Origin of the sequence: Morganella psychrotolerans (assembly GCF_001676055.1) — a bacterium.
GTDB lineage: Bacteria > Pseudomonadota > Gammaproteobacteria > Enterobacterales > Enterobacteriaceae > Morganella > Morganella psychrotolerans_B.
This window is the reverse complement of the sequence record NZ_LZEX01000003.1, coordinates 1-14,623: the sequence shown is the minus strand read 5'-3', so window position 1 is coordinate 14,623 and position 14,623 is coordinate 1. Positions and strand designations below refer to the sequence as shown.

The following is a 14,623-nucleotide window of genomic DNA, read 5'->3' as shown; positions in this document are numbered from 1 at the left end:
CGATAAAAAGGCGTATCAAGGATACGCCTGTCCCATTGGTCTTATTTTTTTGCTTTCGGTTTTGCTTTTTGCTCTGGCTCCACCGTGGTGTAACGAAGGGAGTCTGTTCTTTGGCTCGGATCACCCACCCCTTGCAGAATAAGCGAGTATGTCCGTTTACCAGCAACGATAAATAGGTCTGTTGCTTGCGACCAAGCCGCTTTATTGTCACTACGCTGAACGCGAAGGATACCGCCTGGGAGCAGTTTTAATTGCCAGCCTTTTTCGTCAGACAAATAGGCGCTGATGTCCTCGCCTTTATCCGTAGGCAGAAGGAAAATTTTCGCTGCAAAGGTACTGTAGAGGTAAATCGTATCCTGTTGTTGGGCTTTGTACTCAACCTTTAGCGCTGAACCGGTGTAGTTCAGATCTGAACCTGTCATCGTTAAGGTTTGAGTGAATTGATTGGTGGCAGGGAGCTCAACACGCTCCATACGGATCGGCTCAGGCTCAGGAAGAGCCGAACGTGTTGGCTCAACAACTTCTGGCTTAGGTGCGGTAGCCACCAGGATCGGTTCATGAGCAACTTTTGCCGACTCAATCATCGGCGCAGCATTTACATCCGCAGCTTGGGATGGGGCAGATTCGACCACAGGAGTTTCATTTTCGGTGATACCGAACTTGGCAGGATCGTATTCACGGGCACTTTCAGCCGACTCAGGTGCTGACTGAACACTCTTAACGACTTCTTCAGCTGGCATAACTTCCGCTGTTGGCGCTTTCGAAGGTTTTGTTTCAACGACAACCGGCGCGTGAGTTTCTGGCGCACTGTCTTTCTTCAGTTGAGCAATTTCCAGCACAGGAGCCGCTGGCGCTTTATCAGCTTCTGCTGCGACTTCATTCGTACCAGATACCAAAGGTTCAGTGGATTGAGTGCTGCTATTTTCAATATCCGCCTTGACACTATCCGTCAGTGCGACACCGTTGTTACTGATTTCAACTGATAGTGCTTCGACCTTTTCAGCCGGAGTTTTATCGCTCGTTAAAATAACAGCTGCCATCGCACCCCCTGCGATAACTGCCGCGACGATCACTGAAAGTATCGTTTTCTTCGACGCTTTCTTGGTTGGTTCTGGCGTGCCCGCTTCCGCAGAGCGTTCACGTAATAATTCCTGACCGTATTCTGCGCCAGTGCCGCGTTTGTCAGTCATCTGTTTCCCCTCGAATTCATTCATGCACATTACCGATATCCGCAACGTTCGTTATGTTTACCCGTCGCAGTTCAGCCTCTTAAACCAGCCCCGCATAACGGAGCCATGACTAACGATGTTACCCTCATCGCTAGATTGGATTGCCTGGTGATTATAGCGACATTGTTTCCGCCATCGAAATTTCGAAGGGCGAAAAGGCCAACGTTTTGCTCTCCTTTTTTGGATGAGAAGTCAAGATGAAAAAAAGAACGCCGATTAACGGCGCTCTTGGAAGACTGGAGTAAGGGAGCATTAAAGTTCGCGTGTACCGCGACAATCTGGGTACAGCGAACAACCGAAAAAGGCTGACTTACCTGATTTACGCAGAACCATCTTTCCACCGCATACTGGGCACAGCGGCTCTTTAGCATCTATGGACTGCGTGGCTGCGGACGGTTTAGGGTCTTCTTGCTCAAGGTCACCGTTGCCCTTGATCATCTCAATCAGCTGAGAACCATCAAGTAAAATTACTTTCCCTTTCACGTTTTCACGCAGAGCAAACTTCCACGCCTCATCGGTGAACAGGCCTGATGTGATAATGAACCCACGATGAAAACCATCTGCCAGTACCACACCGTAGATCTCACGAACGATTGCCACACCAACGCGGTTGGTCTTCCAATGTTTACACTGAACCATCTCCCGATGACCGAAACCTTGCAATTCCACATCCACCCCCCCATCAGCACCTGCTTTGCTGACACGAGCGCGATAGCCTCTGGTTTCGAAGAACTTGCAAATCACTTTCTCGAACTGATCCCACGTCATTCGATCCAATACCTGACGCGCATTAACGACGCCTTTCAACTTGCCCAGTGCACGACCTGAAGCTGATAGCTGAAGATACTTAACAGCCGTTCCGACCAAGAAGCACAACGCGGTGTAAAACAGGAATGCGCCAACCAACAACGGTAGCTTGGCTTGCAACAGATTCATCACTGAGATCATCTTGTCTTCGACTTTCTCACCAGGAGGGAATAGAACTTCCACCATCGCTTGGCTAATAGCCCCTTGGTAGCCATACGCATAAAGAAGCATGGCGATAGCCGCGAGGGGGAGCCCCACATAGGCACGAAATAACAATGTGGCTTGAGGGGCGTTTAGGGTGCGCCAGTTTTCTTTTTTGAACCAGGTTCCGACAACGACTCGCCCAGAAAGCGTGAAGAGCAGGAAAATAGACAACGTTAGCAGCAAGGAAATCAGCTGAATTTTGGTGTTACCCACAAACATCGTATTGAGCACAATAATCAGGCCCGAAACGCCATAGAAGCGGATCCTCATTGCCTTTTCGGGTGTAACCTGACGTTTCTTTCCTTTCGACATTTACTGCACCTATTAGCGTTTTTTAGGCCAAGTTCGGCGAGCCTTTACTCTCACCGAAAGTTCATTAGAGTTTAGGATCACGATGTCGTAGACGGCAATTAGACCCACAATGGATGGCGTGCCGTAAACTATAATTTCCGGGATGAGGGGGATGTATGGCGAAATCACTGCATAGTAAACCACCAGCGATAAGGTATACGCTGCCCAGATGTAGTAAATCTCTTTCCGGGCCAACAAAAAAATAACTGCGCAAAAGAGCGCAAAGTTCCCGACACCAATGATGTGGAATAGCTCGGTCTCATTTTTGCTGGCATAAACTGCCAGGGCATAAACACCGGCTATCATAAACATCAAAACATAGTTCACGACTCGCAAAACCATATAAACCTCAATAAAGTGGATCAGTCATTTGAATATCCCGAGTTTATCATTGGAGTATCCGCTGATGAAATTGCCCCGACAGAGCCGTCTGGTACGTAACCGGCCATTGCACTTTGGTTATCACAGGCTATTTGATTGGGCATCCAAAAATCTCCGTTTGTTGCTTCGACAAACCGAAAGACCATTTGGCAGGGGACGCTTTGCACAGACGCGATAATCATGGTCTGGTTGCTCCCCTCAATGAATCGCGCGCTATCATACTGAGCCTCCTCAGCAAGCCCTTCGTTAAATAAGACTTGTAGCGCATCCGGCTCCGCTGTCGCCTTCATAGTCAGTACCGACTGTTGCGTTGGTGCTGACTGGGGTGTCACAGGCATCTGGTTTCCCAGCTCGACGTTAGCGCACCCCCCAAGGGCCAGAATTAACACGAGTGGCAGGTATTTCATTGTTTACTCCTTATTAACGATGGAATTATGGTAATTGAAAAGGTGGATCACTTGCTGAGCGGTAATGTCCACCCAGCCTTCAGGCATATTCGGCAGTTCATAGGTCATGGTGCCATCACGGGTATTCACAGGAACGGAGCAGACGAGAGAAAAGTTGCCTTTTTCGTCAGATATTGCCCATACCTGGGAGAAGCCCACTACAGCGCCAGCAGTAACGCGATAATCTATACCCAACATCATGCAGATAGCCCGCTGATACCCCACTGCGCCTGGCTCCCCATATAGCTTGATGTCCACGCCTAATGTAGACAAAGCACTCTCGGCCAGTTGCATGAGCTCGCGGGAAATTGCCTCACCTACGGGGTTGTCATTCCGCAGTGCATAAGGGATATGCTCGGGCTCAGCCAAAAGGGAATCATCATCCACCAGCTTGAAGCCCGTGACTTTCTGGATATGCTCATACCGGGAGCGAAAAAAATAATCTGGAACGCAGAAGTCCGGCCCTGAAAAGTTGACGAAGCCAAGACGCTCACAGACCGACAACGTCTGAGAGTGCCATACGTTATAGGTATCCACGCAGCGCGCGAATTCGGCCACCACCTCTGGCAACCGAGTCTGGTAGAAGGCATCAATCATCATTTATGAGCACCGTTCGCACCCTGACGAATCACAGCCATTTGAGCATCCAGCGCATCGTAGCTGTTGAACGGATTGAAATTGAAGAGCGTGTGAGTGACACGGGCATCAATGCGGTCAACTGGAACCAATCCTCGCAATGGCTTTGGTGTGCCAGGTGGATTCTCCCAGTAGCGGCTATCCCATGAGTGATCACGATTATCCCCGGCCATAAAATAATAGCCTTCGGGAATAACCCAGTGACCTTTCGTTGGCACATAGGCAGCGCGCGTGTCGATCACAAAGTTGTACGACTTACCGAAACGTTCATCGTTGGCCGTGAAGACTTGGAAACCTTCTTTTTCTACGGTTTGCTTGCCCAGCACCTTGCCGTTGACCCGATAGGTTTTACCTGTGTCAAATTCAATCACATCACCGGGAATGCCGATGACCCGCTTGGTATAGAGCGTGCGGGGCACTGAAGGAGCCTTGAACACAGCGACATCACCGCGCATTAACCTGCCATCATCCAGCAATCCACCCAACCTGACCGCTGTGACATAGTCGCCGACTTGATAGGTGGGCTGCATAGACCCCGTAGGAACGCTGTAGACTGCGCCTACCCACTTCTCACTGACAAATAATGTAACCGACAAGCCAAGGGCGATCACAAGCCAGGGCTGAGGTTTTCGGTGTTTGATGGCATCTCGACCCAATACTGCGACCAGCACGATAAATAAAATACCGAGGCCATTCATGAACGCGCCTCCTTCAGAGATCGAGCATAACGCGTCAGTGAATCAGCCAGGCGCATGTAGATGGACAACAGGTAGAAGTGATACGCGCCACCTCGCGCCATTTTGACGGTAAGTGGATGTTCGATTTCTTCACCACCATGCATGATCATGAGGGATAAGTTAACGAACGGGTCATCACGACCAATGCGAACACGGGTAACCTGGTACGTTTTGACAGGCAGGTAATAACTCCGATACCCGATCACCGCAAACGCCAATAAGAAGAGTGCCAGCAACCCAGCCGGAGCAAGCCAGGTTAGATTTACCGACAGACTGAACCAAAAGGCTACCGACACGGCACCATCAGCCAGTAGTGTGAATAGACGGTTGAGCCGTAAGCGGCCAGTCAAGATCATCATTGGTACAAATCGGAACATAGCTTCCCCCTGTTTGTGGATGCAGACAGGATACCTAACACCTTACCGACGACTGAGTTTTTTCATCGACAAAACGGAGACAAAAACAGTTTTATTTTTTCGGGTAAAAATCGACCTCATTTTCTTTGTCAGCAGAATAGCCGTGATAGCGTGGAGGTAGATTCTATTGATACGTAGGAGTGCGCATGTCCACCAGCTTGATTGCCCGGCAATTACCCGAGTTTGTGAATGACGCGATAGGGGTTGTCAGCTTCGGTCCTAAATTACTGTCCCACACCGATGACATCCTTGATTTCAACGGCCACAAGATGACGCTGGAAGAAGCGATGAAAGCGGGCGCTGAGGACACGAAGATCAGCGAGTCAACTTCACAGCTGGTGAGGCACCTTGAGGCCTGTGACCCTAACGTGTATTTCAAGCACAAGACGGGCTTCCTGTCGAGAATTTGGGATGCCCTGACGGGTTCAAATGAAACACGCATGATTGAGTTCACCATGAACTGCCGTCGTGTTGATCGGCTGGTGGTGCAGGCACCCTTGGTACTGGAGCAGGCGCACAAAGGTGTGCATATTTTACTGGCGCTTGAGCAAATCTACACGCGTGACATCGAAGCGTTGGACGCTTACATCAAAGAAGGTCGGGCGTATGTGACCGAATGCCGTGAAAGTGGGGAGGTGCTATCAGATCAGCAGGAGTACGGGCTGACCCGGTTAGCCCAACGCATCCTTAACTTGGAGGTCACTAAAGCCTCGTCAGAGATGAATAAGGTTCAGGTGGGGATGTTGCTGCACTCTGCCGCAACTGATGTAGACCTTCTGGAAGCGGTGGTGAAAAGCGCGATTCCAATCTGGCATCACCAAATAAAACAGCTGCGAAGTGGCGCGGCCAACATTGATTTGGATCCTGAAGTCGAACAGCGTTTCAGAATACTGGTAAATAAACTCAACGATAACGTTAAAAAGGATAGCTGATATGAGCAATACAATTACTGTCACCGCTGACCAAATCATTCTGACCAAAGAAACCGAGAAGTTTGCCGTCAGTCCTGACCAACGTGATCAGGTCGTTGCCGTAGCTAACTCACTCGTGCTGGGCGACCCCAAAAGCGCGCACAACTTTGGCCGCAGTAAATCGCCCGATGGTGCCTATCTGGACAAACTGTTGGAAAACGTTCACGTCTATAACCAAGGCAAGGACGGCAAGCGACTGAATGAAATCGTTGAACTTGCTCGCGACATCAGTACGTCTGTACAGCCAGGCAAGGTGCAGCAGCTGTTACTTAAAATCCCCGTTGTCGGTTACTACGCGACACGCGCACTTCGACTGGCTCATCGGGCGAATGACCGTTTTGACAACGTGAAGAATCAAGTCAGCTTATTGACGGAAGATATCACCAGCATCTCGGCAGATCTCATTGGTCACAACAATAACCTCGACATTTTGTATGAGGAAGTGCTGGCCGAGGTACATGAGTCGGGCATTAACATCGTGGCCGCTGGTTTCGCAACAGAGCATATTGAGTCTGTGCTGAAACAGCGCCGCAAGGCATTGAAGAGCGATCCGGAAAATAATTTGCTGGCACTGGAAGTCAGCAACATCGACCACCAGCTGGCCGTACTGAAAAAACGCAAAGTAGACATCATCATGACGCAGCAGAAATGCTTTGAGGATTTGACCATGATCCGCATGATGCAGCGAAACAACCTCAATATGCTTGACCAGTTTGAAACTATAAAGCGCGTAACGCTCCCGTCTGCCAAGCGTGCCCACTTGCTGGTGGATCAGGCTACCCAAAGCAACAACCGCTCTAAGCTGGTGCAGGCCGTGGGTGATGTCGTGAATGCCCAGGCGAGACATCAGGCGGATTTGGTGAGTGAGAGCTCTATCCGTATTGCGCGGCAAGGCCATCGTCCTGTGTACGACGAGTCAACACTGGAACACATTTCGAATACAATCGGCGGAGCAGCGCGTGAGATTAAACGGATCCAACACGAGAGCGAAGGGCACTACGCTCGCCTGTCCGAACGTACAGAAATCTGGCAGAAGCAGCGCTGTGAACTGCTATTGGAGCTGGCGGATTAATTACTCAGTTTCACAGGCCGGGTTATCCGGCCATCTGATTTTTACGCCAGCTTACCGGAGGGGTAATGGTTAAGGCAGAGCCAGATATTATCACCACTGAAAAACGCATCCAACACAAACGTAATCGGTTATTTTTGACGGGCTGCATTCTGTTACTTTTTGCAGGTTTGTTTTGGTTAATCAGTTGGATGCAACACTTTGAACTGGAGACGTTCTACGCTATGGCGACCATCAACCCAGTTGATCTATCAATTGCTGTAGGGGCCGCAGGAGAAGCAGGGATAGAGGAGGGGCAATTTGTCACGATAGGCGGGGTCTTGGGAGGTTACCTGTCGTATTTGGTGCCATTTTCAGGTGCAGTCGTCTTGGTCGTGTGTGGAGTAGCGATGATTCAGGCAGAGGCCTGGGTTATGGTGTTCGCAGTGCCGTTCATGGGGGCGGCATTTCTCATGAACGTCTTGGTGGATGACGAACCCAAGACGCTCCCAAAGGCCCCTATCATTCAAACAGCGGCACTCGTCTTAACCGGTGAAGTCGATGAACTACTGCGCGCGCTAACAACAGAAAATCCCAATTCAGGTTTGATACTGAAGGACGCAATGGAGAAGGGGATTAATGACGACAACGCAGTTACGCAATTGGAAGGATATATGCGGCAAGGCTACGCTGCGGGCGATACTCGTCGAGCGATGAACATGAGCCTGGCATTGGTTCAGGCACTGACCGTGGCAGCGGAAAACACCTCTGACAAGGCTGAGGGCAACAAGCTTCTGGATCAGGCGAGCCGAGTGGCAGGTCTGAGTGTTCGCATAATGAAGAGTTATGGCCCGGTGAAAAACGAATTGGCATACCGTCTGTATGAACTTGCGCAGCGGCTTGAGCCAGACATTGCGAATAATGCGAAGCCAGCCATTGAGTTGAAATATCAGGAGTCGGCCAAAACCGCAGGAGTATTACGAACACTGAAAGGTGTTTTCCTGATGATGGCAGTGATACTAATTGTGCTGGCGGGATTCGCCAATAGAAACCTGTGCGTACTGAAGCAACTAAAGACTGACGTGTAATTCAATACCCATAGGAATGGAAAACCCCGGATTTACCGGGGTTTTTTATTAATAGTAGCGCTTGTTAGGATCGCTTTCTTCCTCTGCTTGAGAGGCGGAAGACATGATGGCCGGAGGTTCAGCGTAATCCTTTTCATCATCTTCGGGCTTCTTAAAGAATTTTGACCAAATATAGTGACCTCCCAGCAAGGCCACCCCACCACCAATCATTAGCAAATCAAATAAATCGAGCTCGGGCATCTATCTTCTCCAGTCAAAAGGGTTCCTCACCCAGCTGACGTTTAACGGTTTCAGACAGCGTAGGCAGTCCCCAATTTAACCACGGGCACACTGACAAAAACATGGAAAAGGGAGACGAAACGAGGGGGAAAAACACCGGGCACCATAAAGAGCCATGAGATAATTGAGGCTCTCATCAACGTAGAGGTATTCATGGCACTGATCATCCGAGCCGGAATCGGCGAAAGCGACATTGCAGTCACTGAAACAAATGGGCAGGGGTTGCTTGATCCTGTATTCGTTCAAAGTGTTCTGAAGGGGTACCCTGAGTTTTCTCAATTGAGCAGGGGGATCACGCTGAATGGCGTGGTTTATGACCGAGTACTAATGAATGAAGATGCTAAACATAGCGACCTGGCGCTTAATGAGCGAGCCACAACTTTGCTGGAGGAACTGGTTTGCCTGGAGGGGCCGATCGTCGGTGATGTATTGCTGTTAATGTCAGGAGAGCACTACTGACGAGGCATTAGCGATGGACATTAAAAAGGCAACCGCATGGTTGCCTTCTCTCATTGGGTTATCCCAGTGTGTGCGGATATTTGAGCCACCAGTCTGGTGATATCAGGAAGTTTCCTTTTTCTGTCCAACCTGCCCCTATCAGATGATCTTTAACAAAGTCCGGTTGCTTACGAAGCGTGTCGATGGAGACTTCTCTGACGATACAGACTTTGCCTTTTTCACCCTCGACGTCACTTTTAACGTAACGCGTTAGTCCGATGAGCTGAATACGAGAGCAGACCGCACCAGCCGTCCGATCCATCTTTTTAGCTATTACGTCTGGTGAATGATGCTCTCCCAGCAAAGTGAACAGGAATTTATAGTTGCCCGAGAACCACAACTTACCGTTACGCCCTTTTTCACGAGGAGAGGAAGACTGGCGTTTTTCATCAGATGAGGATGGATTTAACGCCTCTGGTTCGGTGAGTTTATCTGTCTTCGGCGCAGGTTGTGGATCTGTAGTGGCGATAGCCTGGCGTTTGGCATTGACGGACTTGAGTAAGTTTGCGGCAGCAAGCATATGCTCATTATTGCTAACCGGTGTGCTGGTGTCTGTGGCTGCGGAGATTTTAAGCGGCCATGAACTAGGAACCAGATCGGTTATCTGCGTAGCTTCAGACCACCAGGTCGGTGCGATTAATTGCATACCATCAATGAGCCATCCTGTTTGCAGCAATGGTAGCACGTCGAAATAACGCATCTTTGATAGTATCCTGGACTGAATCGCTGGACATACCCAGACCTTGGCTTCACTGGAATCTTCTGCGGTGCCAACGTGAACCAGACCCATAATTGAGAGCTGCTGTATAACGTTGGACATGCTGCGCATCAATACCTGCGTCAGTGCATCCTTACTAGGGCGTTGCGATAGTGCGGCCATAAGAATACCGACATCTTCAGGCGTCCACGGCTTACCGTTATTGAGTAAATGAATTGTTCGGCGAGTGGGCTCATCAGCATCGTCGTTGTAGCGAAATGCCAAAGCAGGGCGAGACGCCCACCATTCAGGCGAACGCAGTGATTGACCCCCTCGCCACACTTGCGGAGCCCAACCCATTTCCGTGAGCTCCCGGTAAATGCCAGTCATGGTTTTACCCAGGCAAGCGATGCCGACTTGGTGATTAGGAACCAGTGTTATCTGGCTGAGGTCATCAATGTTTTCGCAAACAGCAATATACAAATCCATCGCGATACACTTACGCTGAATTTCTTCCACATCCTTACCGATGACTGACGATAAGGCCGCAAAAGAATAGTTATCCTTCAGCCCCTTTATAAGCTTGAGTTCGTCAGTAATCGACCACGCGATGTTCTCTTGGGTCATTTTGAGGTCCTATGTGATTACTACAGTGCTGATATTTTAACCGAGAGCAAGGCGTTATCGAAACTTAGTGACTTATTTTGCACCGGGTTATGAACAGATTTTGTGAATAAAATGACGACCAAAAAACTTGATTTAATTTTAAAGGTCATTATCACTTATCCAAATTTAAGCTGACGTGCAGGTCTACTGTCTCTTGGCAACCAGGGATGTAGTGCGGCCAGTCGATGGCGTTTGTACGCTTCATGACCACCTTTTCAAATCCGAACTGATCCGCAGTGAGGTCAACAATAAAGTTTCCGTCATCTGAACTGGCCTCACACCAGTAATGGCCGTGACGAGAGGATTGCGTGAATAACCCTCCATCAGTGTCACCGTCACCCCCACGGATACGAGTAGGAAATCCGCCACGGGTTAACATCGCGGCCAACATTAGGCTGGCATAAAGACAGGTTCCCTTGGTTGAAGCAACCTCACAATGTGTCAGCAATCCGTCAAGTATGAGCCGGGCTTTATGGGCAATATCTATCAGCTTAGGTGCGGCTGGTGGCATAGGTAAGTGATGTAGGCTCATGCGACAGCCCTCGCTCAACAAGCGCTGCACAGCAGCTTTAACCCGCAGGATAGTTGCTCGTTCAGCAATGGTGATGAATCCCTTAGCGTTGTGCTTGCGCTCAAAAATATCCTTTTCCTTTGCGGATATGTACGTCTTTTCCTGCGCCTCAACCAGTTTGGTTGCGAGCAGATCGGGATCGCGAGTGAAGGAAAAGGGGGCCGCACTGATCTGGCCGAGAGCTTGAGCCTCTGCGGAGACTTCAGGTAATGTCTTGGCAATCCTTGCATTCATCATTTTGGTTTCGATGTTGGCCCGAATGGCGTGCTGTTTTACGGTTAATTTTTTCATGGGAAATGTCCGCAAAGCGAAGTCCTTTTCCCACTGATTGATCACATTCTGCTCGAAGGCGATTTCGATGTGACTCGCGCCGTAGACCAGTGCGCGATTTTCCTCACCCATTTCGGCCAGCTTGGCATTGATGGCTTCACGAGTCTGTCGCTGTTTCTGGGTTAGCTTTCGCTTGTCGATGTTGCTGAGGTAGAACTCAAATTCCCAGGCGGAGATCACCGACTGAGCCAGTGCAAATTCAAGGAGCTTTCGACTGGCTGCTTTTGTGCCATCTTTTGAAATCCGATCTATGGCATTGAAAATTCCATTCGAACCTAGCGACATGAATTTATTGACGCAGCAATTACCAACCCGCGCCGTCTTGTTATTGGTTTTGTTTTTGATAACGCAGATCTTGATAATCGGCTGGTGTCCGCACAAACACTGATCGGCTATCTGAGCCCGGAATACTTGCTGCAATGACCATTCAATGCGAGCAGAATCCCAATCCTCAGCAGTGGACATTTCAGTAATGCGGCGAGTTAACTGGATATGCTTGTAGCCTTTCGTTTCGTTGATTTCACTCATTGTTTTTTCCGATCATTCAAATCGTTATCATTCCCTGTAGGGTATAGATTTTTGCAAATGAGGGTCAACGGAAAAGCGGGCTGTTTTGTTGTCCTTTTCTAGTAAACGATAAACGCGCTGACATTTGCATATATATGCAATGTGTTGGATCACCACAGTGTGTTTTTGAGCTAATTAAAAAGGGGTGACTTGCTAAAAGTCACCCCTGCACTGGATCCCCACCCAGACATGCAATACATCATATTCGTTTGCATTGAGATAAATCATACATGCATAAAAATCAGATTAAAGTATTTTTTCTCTCCGAAAATGCACAAAACTCATGTTGTGATTTTTCTGGTATTTAGTTCTAAATATTTGTTACTATTTTTCCGAGATTTAGCGCAAGTATATATTTGCTCAGTGATTGATTGCATTTTTGCATCGTTTGCCTGCATTTTTGCATTTTGTATATAAAAACAGCAAAAACCATAAAAGCCGCTCAAAAAACCAGTTTTTTAACTACGGAAATTGATCTACGTCAATTTAAGAAAAACCCAAGTTCTCAGAAAATGTTTAAAATAGGTGTTCCAGCCATAAAAATATATCGCTAACAAAAAATTGCATTTTTAACGCAAAAGTAGGTGCGCCATTTTTAAAATCTGTACATTCTATTTTGAATTTCTATGCATAATTTAAGTTAGGTGTCTTCGTTGGGTGTCCGGTCTCCCTTACAATTTAATTTTAACGGACAGAAGGATTTACAGATGAGTAAAGAGATTGACAGAGCGATTTCATCAGCGAACTTAAACGCCTATGGTTGGAAGATTGGAAACCACATTCATTCGACCCCATTCACCTCTCACGTTTTCTATATCCGAGATTACCGAGACAACCAAATACACTTAGTTACAGTCGGGCAGAAGGACTTTGACTCTGCCCGCGTTAACCAGAATATTCCTATCAGCTCACACGTTAATGCTATTGGCCAACTGATCAAAAAATGCAGTAAGAAGGGGATGTCGCAGAAGGATGCAGGGGGCTTTAGCTTAGCTCTGGTGGGTTACATTAAAAATACAGGTTCATATCGACAGTGGATCACTTACGCATCAGCAGATGAGCGCATGCACGTTGTAATAAACCTTTACGGACAAAAAAACGGTTTAATTATGCTTCGGCCATTCATTCTGAGTTACGATGAGTTGATGTTGACTCCGGCCGATGTAACGCAGTACACCGACCAAGTTAATTCGATGGATAAAAAACAACATCCTGAATGGTTTAAGTGACCTAAGCTCTGCCAAAAACAGAAACAGAGAGCAATGAGCTCTCTGTCTTTATTTAGTGCGTTGTATTATACAGACTTACTTGGTGTCGCTGTGATTGAGGATTTCTCTTTATTTTTACCTGAGCAGCAAACGATACCAAAGATAATCATAACCAGTGCTATTACATGATACAGATGAATTTGCTCATCTAATAGTACGATACTCAGTAAGCCACCTGAGACCGGGATAATGTGCGTGAAGATCTCACTCCTGGTTGTACCGATCATAGCAACACCTTTATTCCAGAATACGTAAGAAAGCCATGACGGGAAGATAACAAGATAGGCAACACCAAGAGCAGGGTAAATAGATGCATCCTCTGGCATTGATAGGGTGAGCGAATCCCTCGAGAAGAACAAAAAGGCTAGGTAGATCGGTATCAGCATAACTGTAGTGGCCAACAAAAATTGGTCACAGTTTTAGAGTTTTCCCAATATAATCGTTCTGATTCATTGGGCGTTAAGCCACCGTTATATTGATGAGGCCTAAGCTGACTATAATACCCGATGATATATCGTGTTATTTCTTGCTGTGCTTCTATAAAATTATGGTAGCCTAAAATGGGTACCCATTCTGTCTTTAAACTTCGAAAAAATCGCTCCATCGGTGCATTATCCCAGCAATTACCTCGCCGAGATAGACTTTGCTTTATCTGATAACGCCATAATAACTGGCGATATTGACGACTTGTATAATGACTTCCTTGATCTGAATGAAACAGGATATTTCTTGGCTTACCTCTTGATTCAAAAGCCATTGATAATGCTTTTCCCGTTAGTTGGCTATCGGGTGAAAATGACATCGCCCAACCAATGGATTTTCGAGCAAATAAATCCATCACAACAGCAAGATACATCCATCGGTTACCTGACCAAATATACGTTACGTCACCTACCCAAACTTGGTTTGGCTCCGTGACTGCAAATTGTCGCCCGAGATGATTCGGTATTTCAACGTGCTCTTGAGTTGATTTTGTATATCGATGCTTCCGCATTTGGCAACTCACCAAGCCAAGTGATTTCATAAGCTTAGTTGCACGATAGCGCGTTAAAGGAACCTGTTTTGTCTTCGATACAATATCAGCAATAGTACGAGCACCCGCAGAACCGCGACTGCTTTTATGAACTTCTCGAACCAGGGCCCGAAGCCGAATTTGCTCCGCTGATGGTGTTTTTGCACGGTGACGCCAGTATTGATAGCTACTGCGATGAACACTGAACACGTTACACAGTTGTTTTATACTAAAGCGCCGGCTGAGTTTCTCGATCAGCGAGAATTGTTCAGGGTGTCTGACATCAAGAGCGCGGTAGCCTTCCTAAGAAACACATTCTTCTTTTGCCTGTAAAGTCATACCCATTCTCTCGGCTTGGCGTTTGAGATTTTTTAGTACCCTTTCTTTGTACCGCTCTTCGTAATATTCAGCGCCAGGATCT

At 47.8% G+C, this 14,623-nt stretch carries 16 protein-coding genes and 1 pseudogene; 5 read left to right on the top strand and 12 right to left on the bottom strand.

From position 1 onward, the window contains the following. Nucleotides 1–41: 41 nt before the first annotated feature. From AYY17_RS04340 to AYY17_RS04310, 7 genes are all read right to left on the bottom strand, one after another. Nucleotides 42–1,190, bottom strand: coding sequence for a hypothetical protein (locus tag AYY17_RS04340; RefSeq protein ID WP_137022472.1), 1,149 nt, complete (start codon nucleotides 1,188–1,190; stop codon nucleotides 42–44). Nucleotides 1,191–1,481: 291 nt separating this feature from the next. Further along, nucleotides 1,482–2,552, bottom strand: coding sequence for a restriction endonuclease (locus tag AYY17_RS04335; protein ID WP_067421614.1), 1,071 nt, complete (start codon nucleotides 2,550–2,552; stop codon nucleotides 1,482–1,484). Nucleotides 2,553–2,564: 12 nt separating this feature from the next. Continuing rightward, nucleotides 2,565–2,933 carry a hypothetical protein gene (locus AYY17_RS04330; RefSeq protein ID WP_067421612.1) on the bottom strand — a complete coding sequence of 123 codons (369 nt, stop codon included), beginning with the start codon at nucleotides 2,931–2,933 and terminating at the stop codon, nucleotides 2,565–2,567. A 20-nt stretch (nucleotides 2,934–2,953) separates the two neighbouring features. After that, nucleotides 2,954–3,379 carry a hypothetical protein gene (locus AYY17_RS04325; RefSeq protein ID WP_067421610.1) on the bottom strand — a complete coding sequence of 142 codons (426 nt, stop codon included), beginning with the start codon at nucleotides 3,377–3,379 and terminating at the stop codon, nucleotides 2,954–2,956. A 3-nt stretch (nucleotides 3,380–3,382) separates the two neighbouring features. After that, nucleotides 3,383–4,018 (bottom strand): hypothetical protein, encoded by a 636-nt coding sequence (locus AYY17_RS04320; RefSeq protein WP_067421608.1) that lies wholly within the window; start codon nucleotides 4,016–4,018, stop codon nucleotides 3,383–3,385. Beyond that, nucleotides 4,015–4,752, bottom strand: coding sequence for a signal peptidase I (gene lepB, locus AYY17_RS04315; protein WP_067421606.1), 738 nt, complete (start codon nucleotides 4,750–4,752; stop codon nucleotides 4,015–4,017). Before lepB ends, AYY17_RS04320 begins: the two co-directional genes overlap by 4 nt. Continuing rightward, nucleotides 4,749–5,168, bottom strand: coding sequence for a hypothetical protein (locus tag AYY17_RS04310; RefSeq protein WP_067421604.1), 420 nt, complete (start codon nucleotides 5,166–5,168; stop codon nucleotides 4,749–4,751). Before AYY17_RS04310 ends, lepB begins: the two co-directional genes overlap by 4 nt. Nucleotides 5,169–5,353: 185 nt before the next feature. On the opposite strand from AYY17_RS04310, the gene AYY17_RS04305 reads away from it, so the two are divergent. The 3 genes from AYY17_RS04305 (at nucleotide 5,354) to AYY17_RS04295 (ending at nucleotide 8,314) form a co-directional block, all read left to right on the top strand. Then, nucleotides 5,354–6,139 (top strand): hypothetical protein, encoded by a 786-nt coding sequence (locus AYY17_RS04305; protein WP_067421602.1) that lies wholly within the window; start codon nucleotides 5,354–5,356, stop codon nucleotides 6,137–6,139. A gap of 1 nt (nucleotide 6,140) precedes the next feature. After that, nucleotides 6,141–7,250: a toxic anion resistance protein gene (locus AYY17_RS04300; protein WP_067421600.1), complete on the top strand. Its 1,110-nt coding sequence runs from the start codon at nucleotides 6,141–6,143 to the stop codon at nucleotides 7,248–7,250. Nucleotides 7,251–7,315: 65 nt separating this feature from the next. Beyond that, complete coding sequence (locus AYY17_RS04295) at nucleotides 7,316–8,314, top strand: hypothetical protein (protein WP_067421597.1); 999 nt, start codon at nucleotides 7,316–7,318, stop codon at nucleotides 8,312–8,314. 48 nt (nucleotides 8,315–8,362) lie between these two features. Here AYY17_RS04295 and AYY17_RS04290 read toward each other — a convergent pair whose 3' ends face one another. Then, nucleotides 8,363–8,554: a hypothetical protein gene (locus tag AYY17_RS04290; protein WP_067421596.1), complete on the bottom strand. Its 192-nt coding sequence runs from the start codon at nucleotides 8,552–8,554 to the stop codon at nucleotides 8,363–8,365. A 192-nt stretch (nucleotides 8,555–8,746) separates the two neighbouring features. On the opposite strand from AYY17_RS04290, the gene AYY17_RS04285 reads away from it, so the two are divergent. Then, a complete protein-coding gene (locus AYY17_RS04285) occupies nucleotides 8,747–9,052 on the top strand; it encodes a hypothetical protein (RefSeq protein ID WP_067421594.1) in 306 nt (101 codons plus the stop codon). A 58-nt stretch (nucleotides 9,053–9,110) separates the two neighbouring features. Here AYY17_RS04285 and AYY17_RS04280 read toward each other — a convergent pair whose 3' ends face one another. Together AYY17_RS04280 and AYY17_RS22085 are read right to left on the bottom strand one after the other, a co-directional pair. Then, entirely contained in the window at nucleotides 9,111–10,415 is a 1,305-nt protein-coding gene (locus AYY17_RS04280; RefSeq protein WP_067421592.1) for a hypothetical protein, read from the bottom strand. Between the two features lie 151 nt (nucleotides 10,416–10,566). Continuing rightward, entirely contained in the window at nucleotides 10,567–11,883 is a 1,317-nt protein-coding gene (locus AYY17_RS22085; RefSeq protein ID WP_235845272.1) for a hypothetical protein, read from the bottom strand. Between the two features lie 746 nt (nucleotides 11,884–12,629). On the opposite strand from AYY17_RS22085, the gene AYY17_RS21050 reads away from it, so the two are divergent. Further along, nucleotides 12,630–13,151, top strand: a complete 522-nt coding sequence (locus AYY17_RS21050; RefSeq protein ID WP_082981272.1) for a hypothetical protein — start codon at nucleotides 12,630–12,632, stop codon at nucleotides 13,149–13,151. A gap of 65 nt (nucleotides 13,152–13,216) precedes the next feature. Here AYY17_RS21050 and AYY17_RS04265 read toward each other — a convergent pair whose 3' ends face one another. Beyond that, on the bottom strand, nucleotides 13,217–13,576 hold the full coding sequence (locus tag AYY17_RS04265) for a DMT family transporter (RefSeq protein ID WP_082981271.1): 360 nt from the start codon (nucleotides 13,574–13,576) through the stop codon (nucleotides 13,217–13,219). Continuing rightward, a pseudogene (locus AYY17_RS21045) lies at nucleotides 13,570–14,505 on the bottom strand (IS3 family transposase); the annotation flags it as partial. The gene AYY17_RS04265 and the pseudogene AYY17_RS21045, both read right to left, overlap by 7 nt. Nucleotides 14,506–14,623 lie beyond the last annotated feature (118 nt).

Bases quoted from the DNA above. Each gene is read 5' to 3' on its own strand.
- AYY17_RS04340 (WP_137022472.1), bottom strand. From the start codon at position 1,190: ATGACTGACAAACGCGGCACTGGCGCAGAATACGGTCAGGAATTATTA.
- AYY17_RS04335 (WP_067421614.1), bottom strand. From the start codon at position 2,552: ATGTCGAAAGGAAAGAAACGTCAGGTTACACCCGAAAAGGCAATGAGG.
- AYY17_RS04330 (WP_067421612.1), bottom strand. From the start codon at position 2,933: ATGGTTTTGCGAGTCGTGAACTATGTTTTGATGTTTATGATAGCCGGT.
- AYY17_RS04325 (WP_067421610.1), bottom strand. From the start codon at position 3,379: ATGAAATACCTGCCACTCGTGTTAATTCTGGCCCTTGGGGGGTGCGCT.
- AYY17_RS04320 (WP_067421608.1), bottom strand. From the start codon at position 4,018: ATGATGATTGATGCCTTCTACCAGACTCGGTTGCCAGAGGTGGTGGCC.
- lepB (WP_067421606.1), bottom strand. From the start codon at position 4,752: ATGAATGGCCTCGGTATTTTATTTATCGTGCTGGTCGCAGTATTGGGT.
- AYY17_RS04310 (WP_067421604.1), bottom strand. From the start codon at position 5,168: ATGTTCCGATTTGTACCAATGATGATCTTGACTGGCCGCTTACGGCTC.
- AYY17_RS04305 (WP_067421602.1), top strand. From the start codon at position 5,354: ATGTCCACCAGCTTGATTGCCCGGCAATTACCCGAGTTTGTGAATGAC.
- AYY17_RS04300 (WP_067421600.1), top strand. From the start codon at position 6,141: ATGAGCAATACAATTACTGTCACCGCTGACCAAATCATTCTGACCAAA.
- AYY17_RS04295 (WP_067421597.1), top strand. From the start codon at position 7,316: ATGGTTAAGGCAGAGCCAGATATTATCACCACTGAAAAACGCATCCAA.
- AYY17_RS04290 (WP_067421596.1), bottom strand. From the start codon at position 8,554: ATGCCCGAGCTCGATTTATTTGATTTGCTAATGATTGGTGGTGGGGTG.
- AYY17_RS04285 (WP_067421594.1), top strand. From the start codon at position 8,747: ATGGCACTGATCATCCGAGCCGGAATCGGCGAAAGCGACATTGCAGTC.
- AYY17_RS04280 (WP_067421592.1), bottom strand. From the start codon at position 10,415: ATGACCCAAGAGAACATCGCGTGGTCGATTACTGACGAACTCAAGCTT.
- AYY17_RS22085 (WP_235845272.1), bottom strand. From the start codon at position 11,883: ATGAGTGAAATCAACGAAACGAAAGGCTACAAGCATATCCAGTTAACT.
- AYY17_RS21050 (WP_082981272.1), top strand. From the start codon at position 12,630: ATGAGTAAAGAGATTGACAGAGCGATTTCATCAGCGAACTTAAACGCC.
- AYY17_RS04265 (WP_082981271.1), bottom strand. From the start codon at position 13,576: ATGCTGATACCGATCTACCTAGCCTTTTTGTTCTTCTCGAGGGATTCG.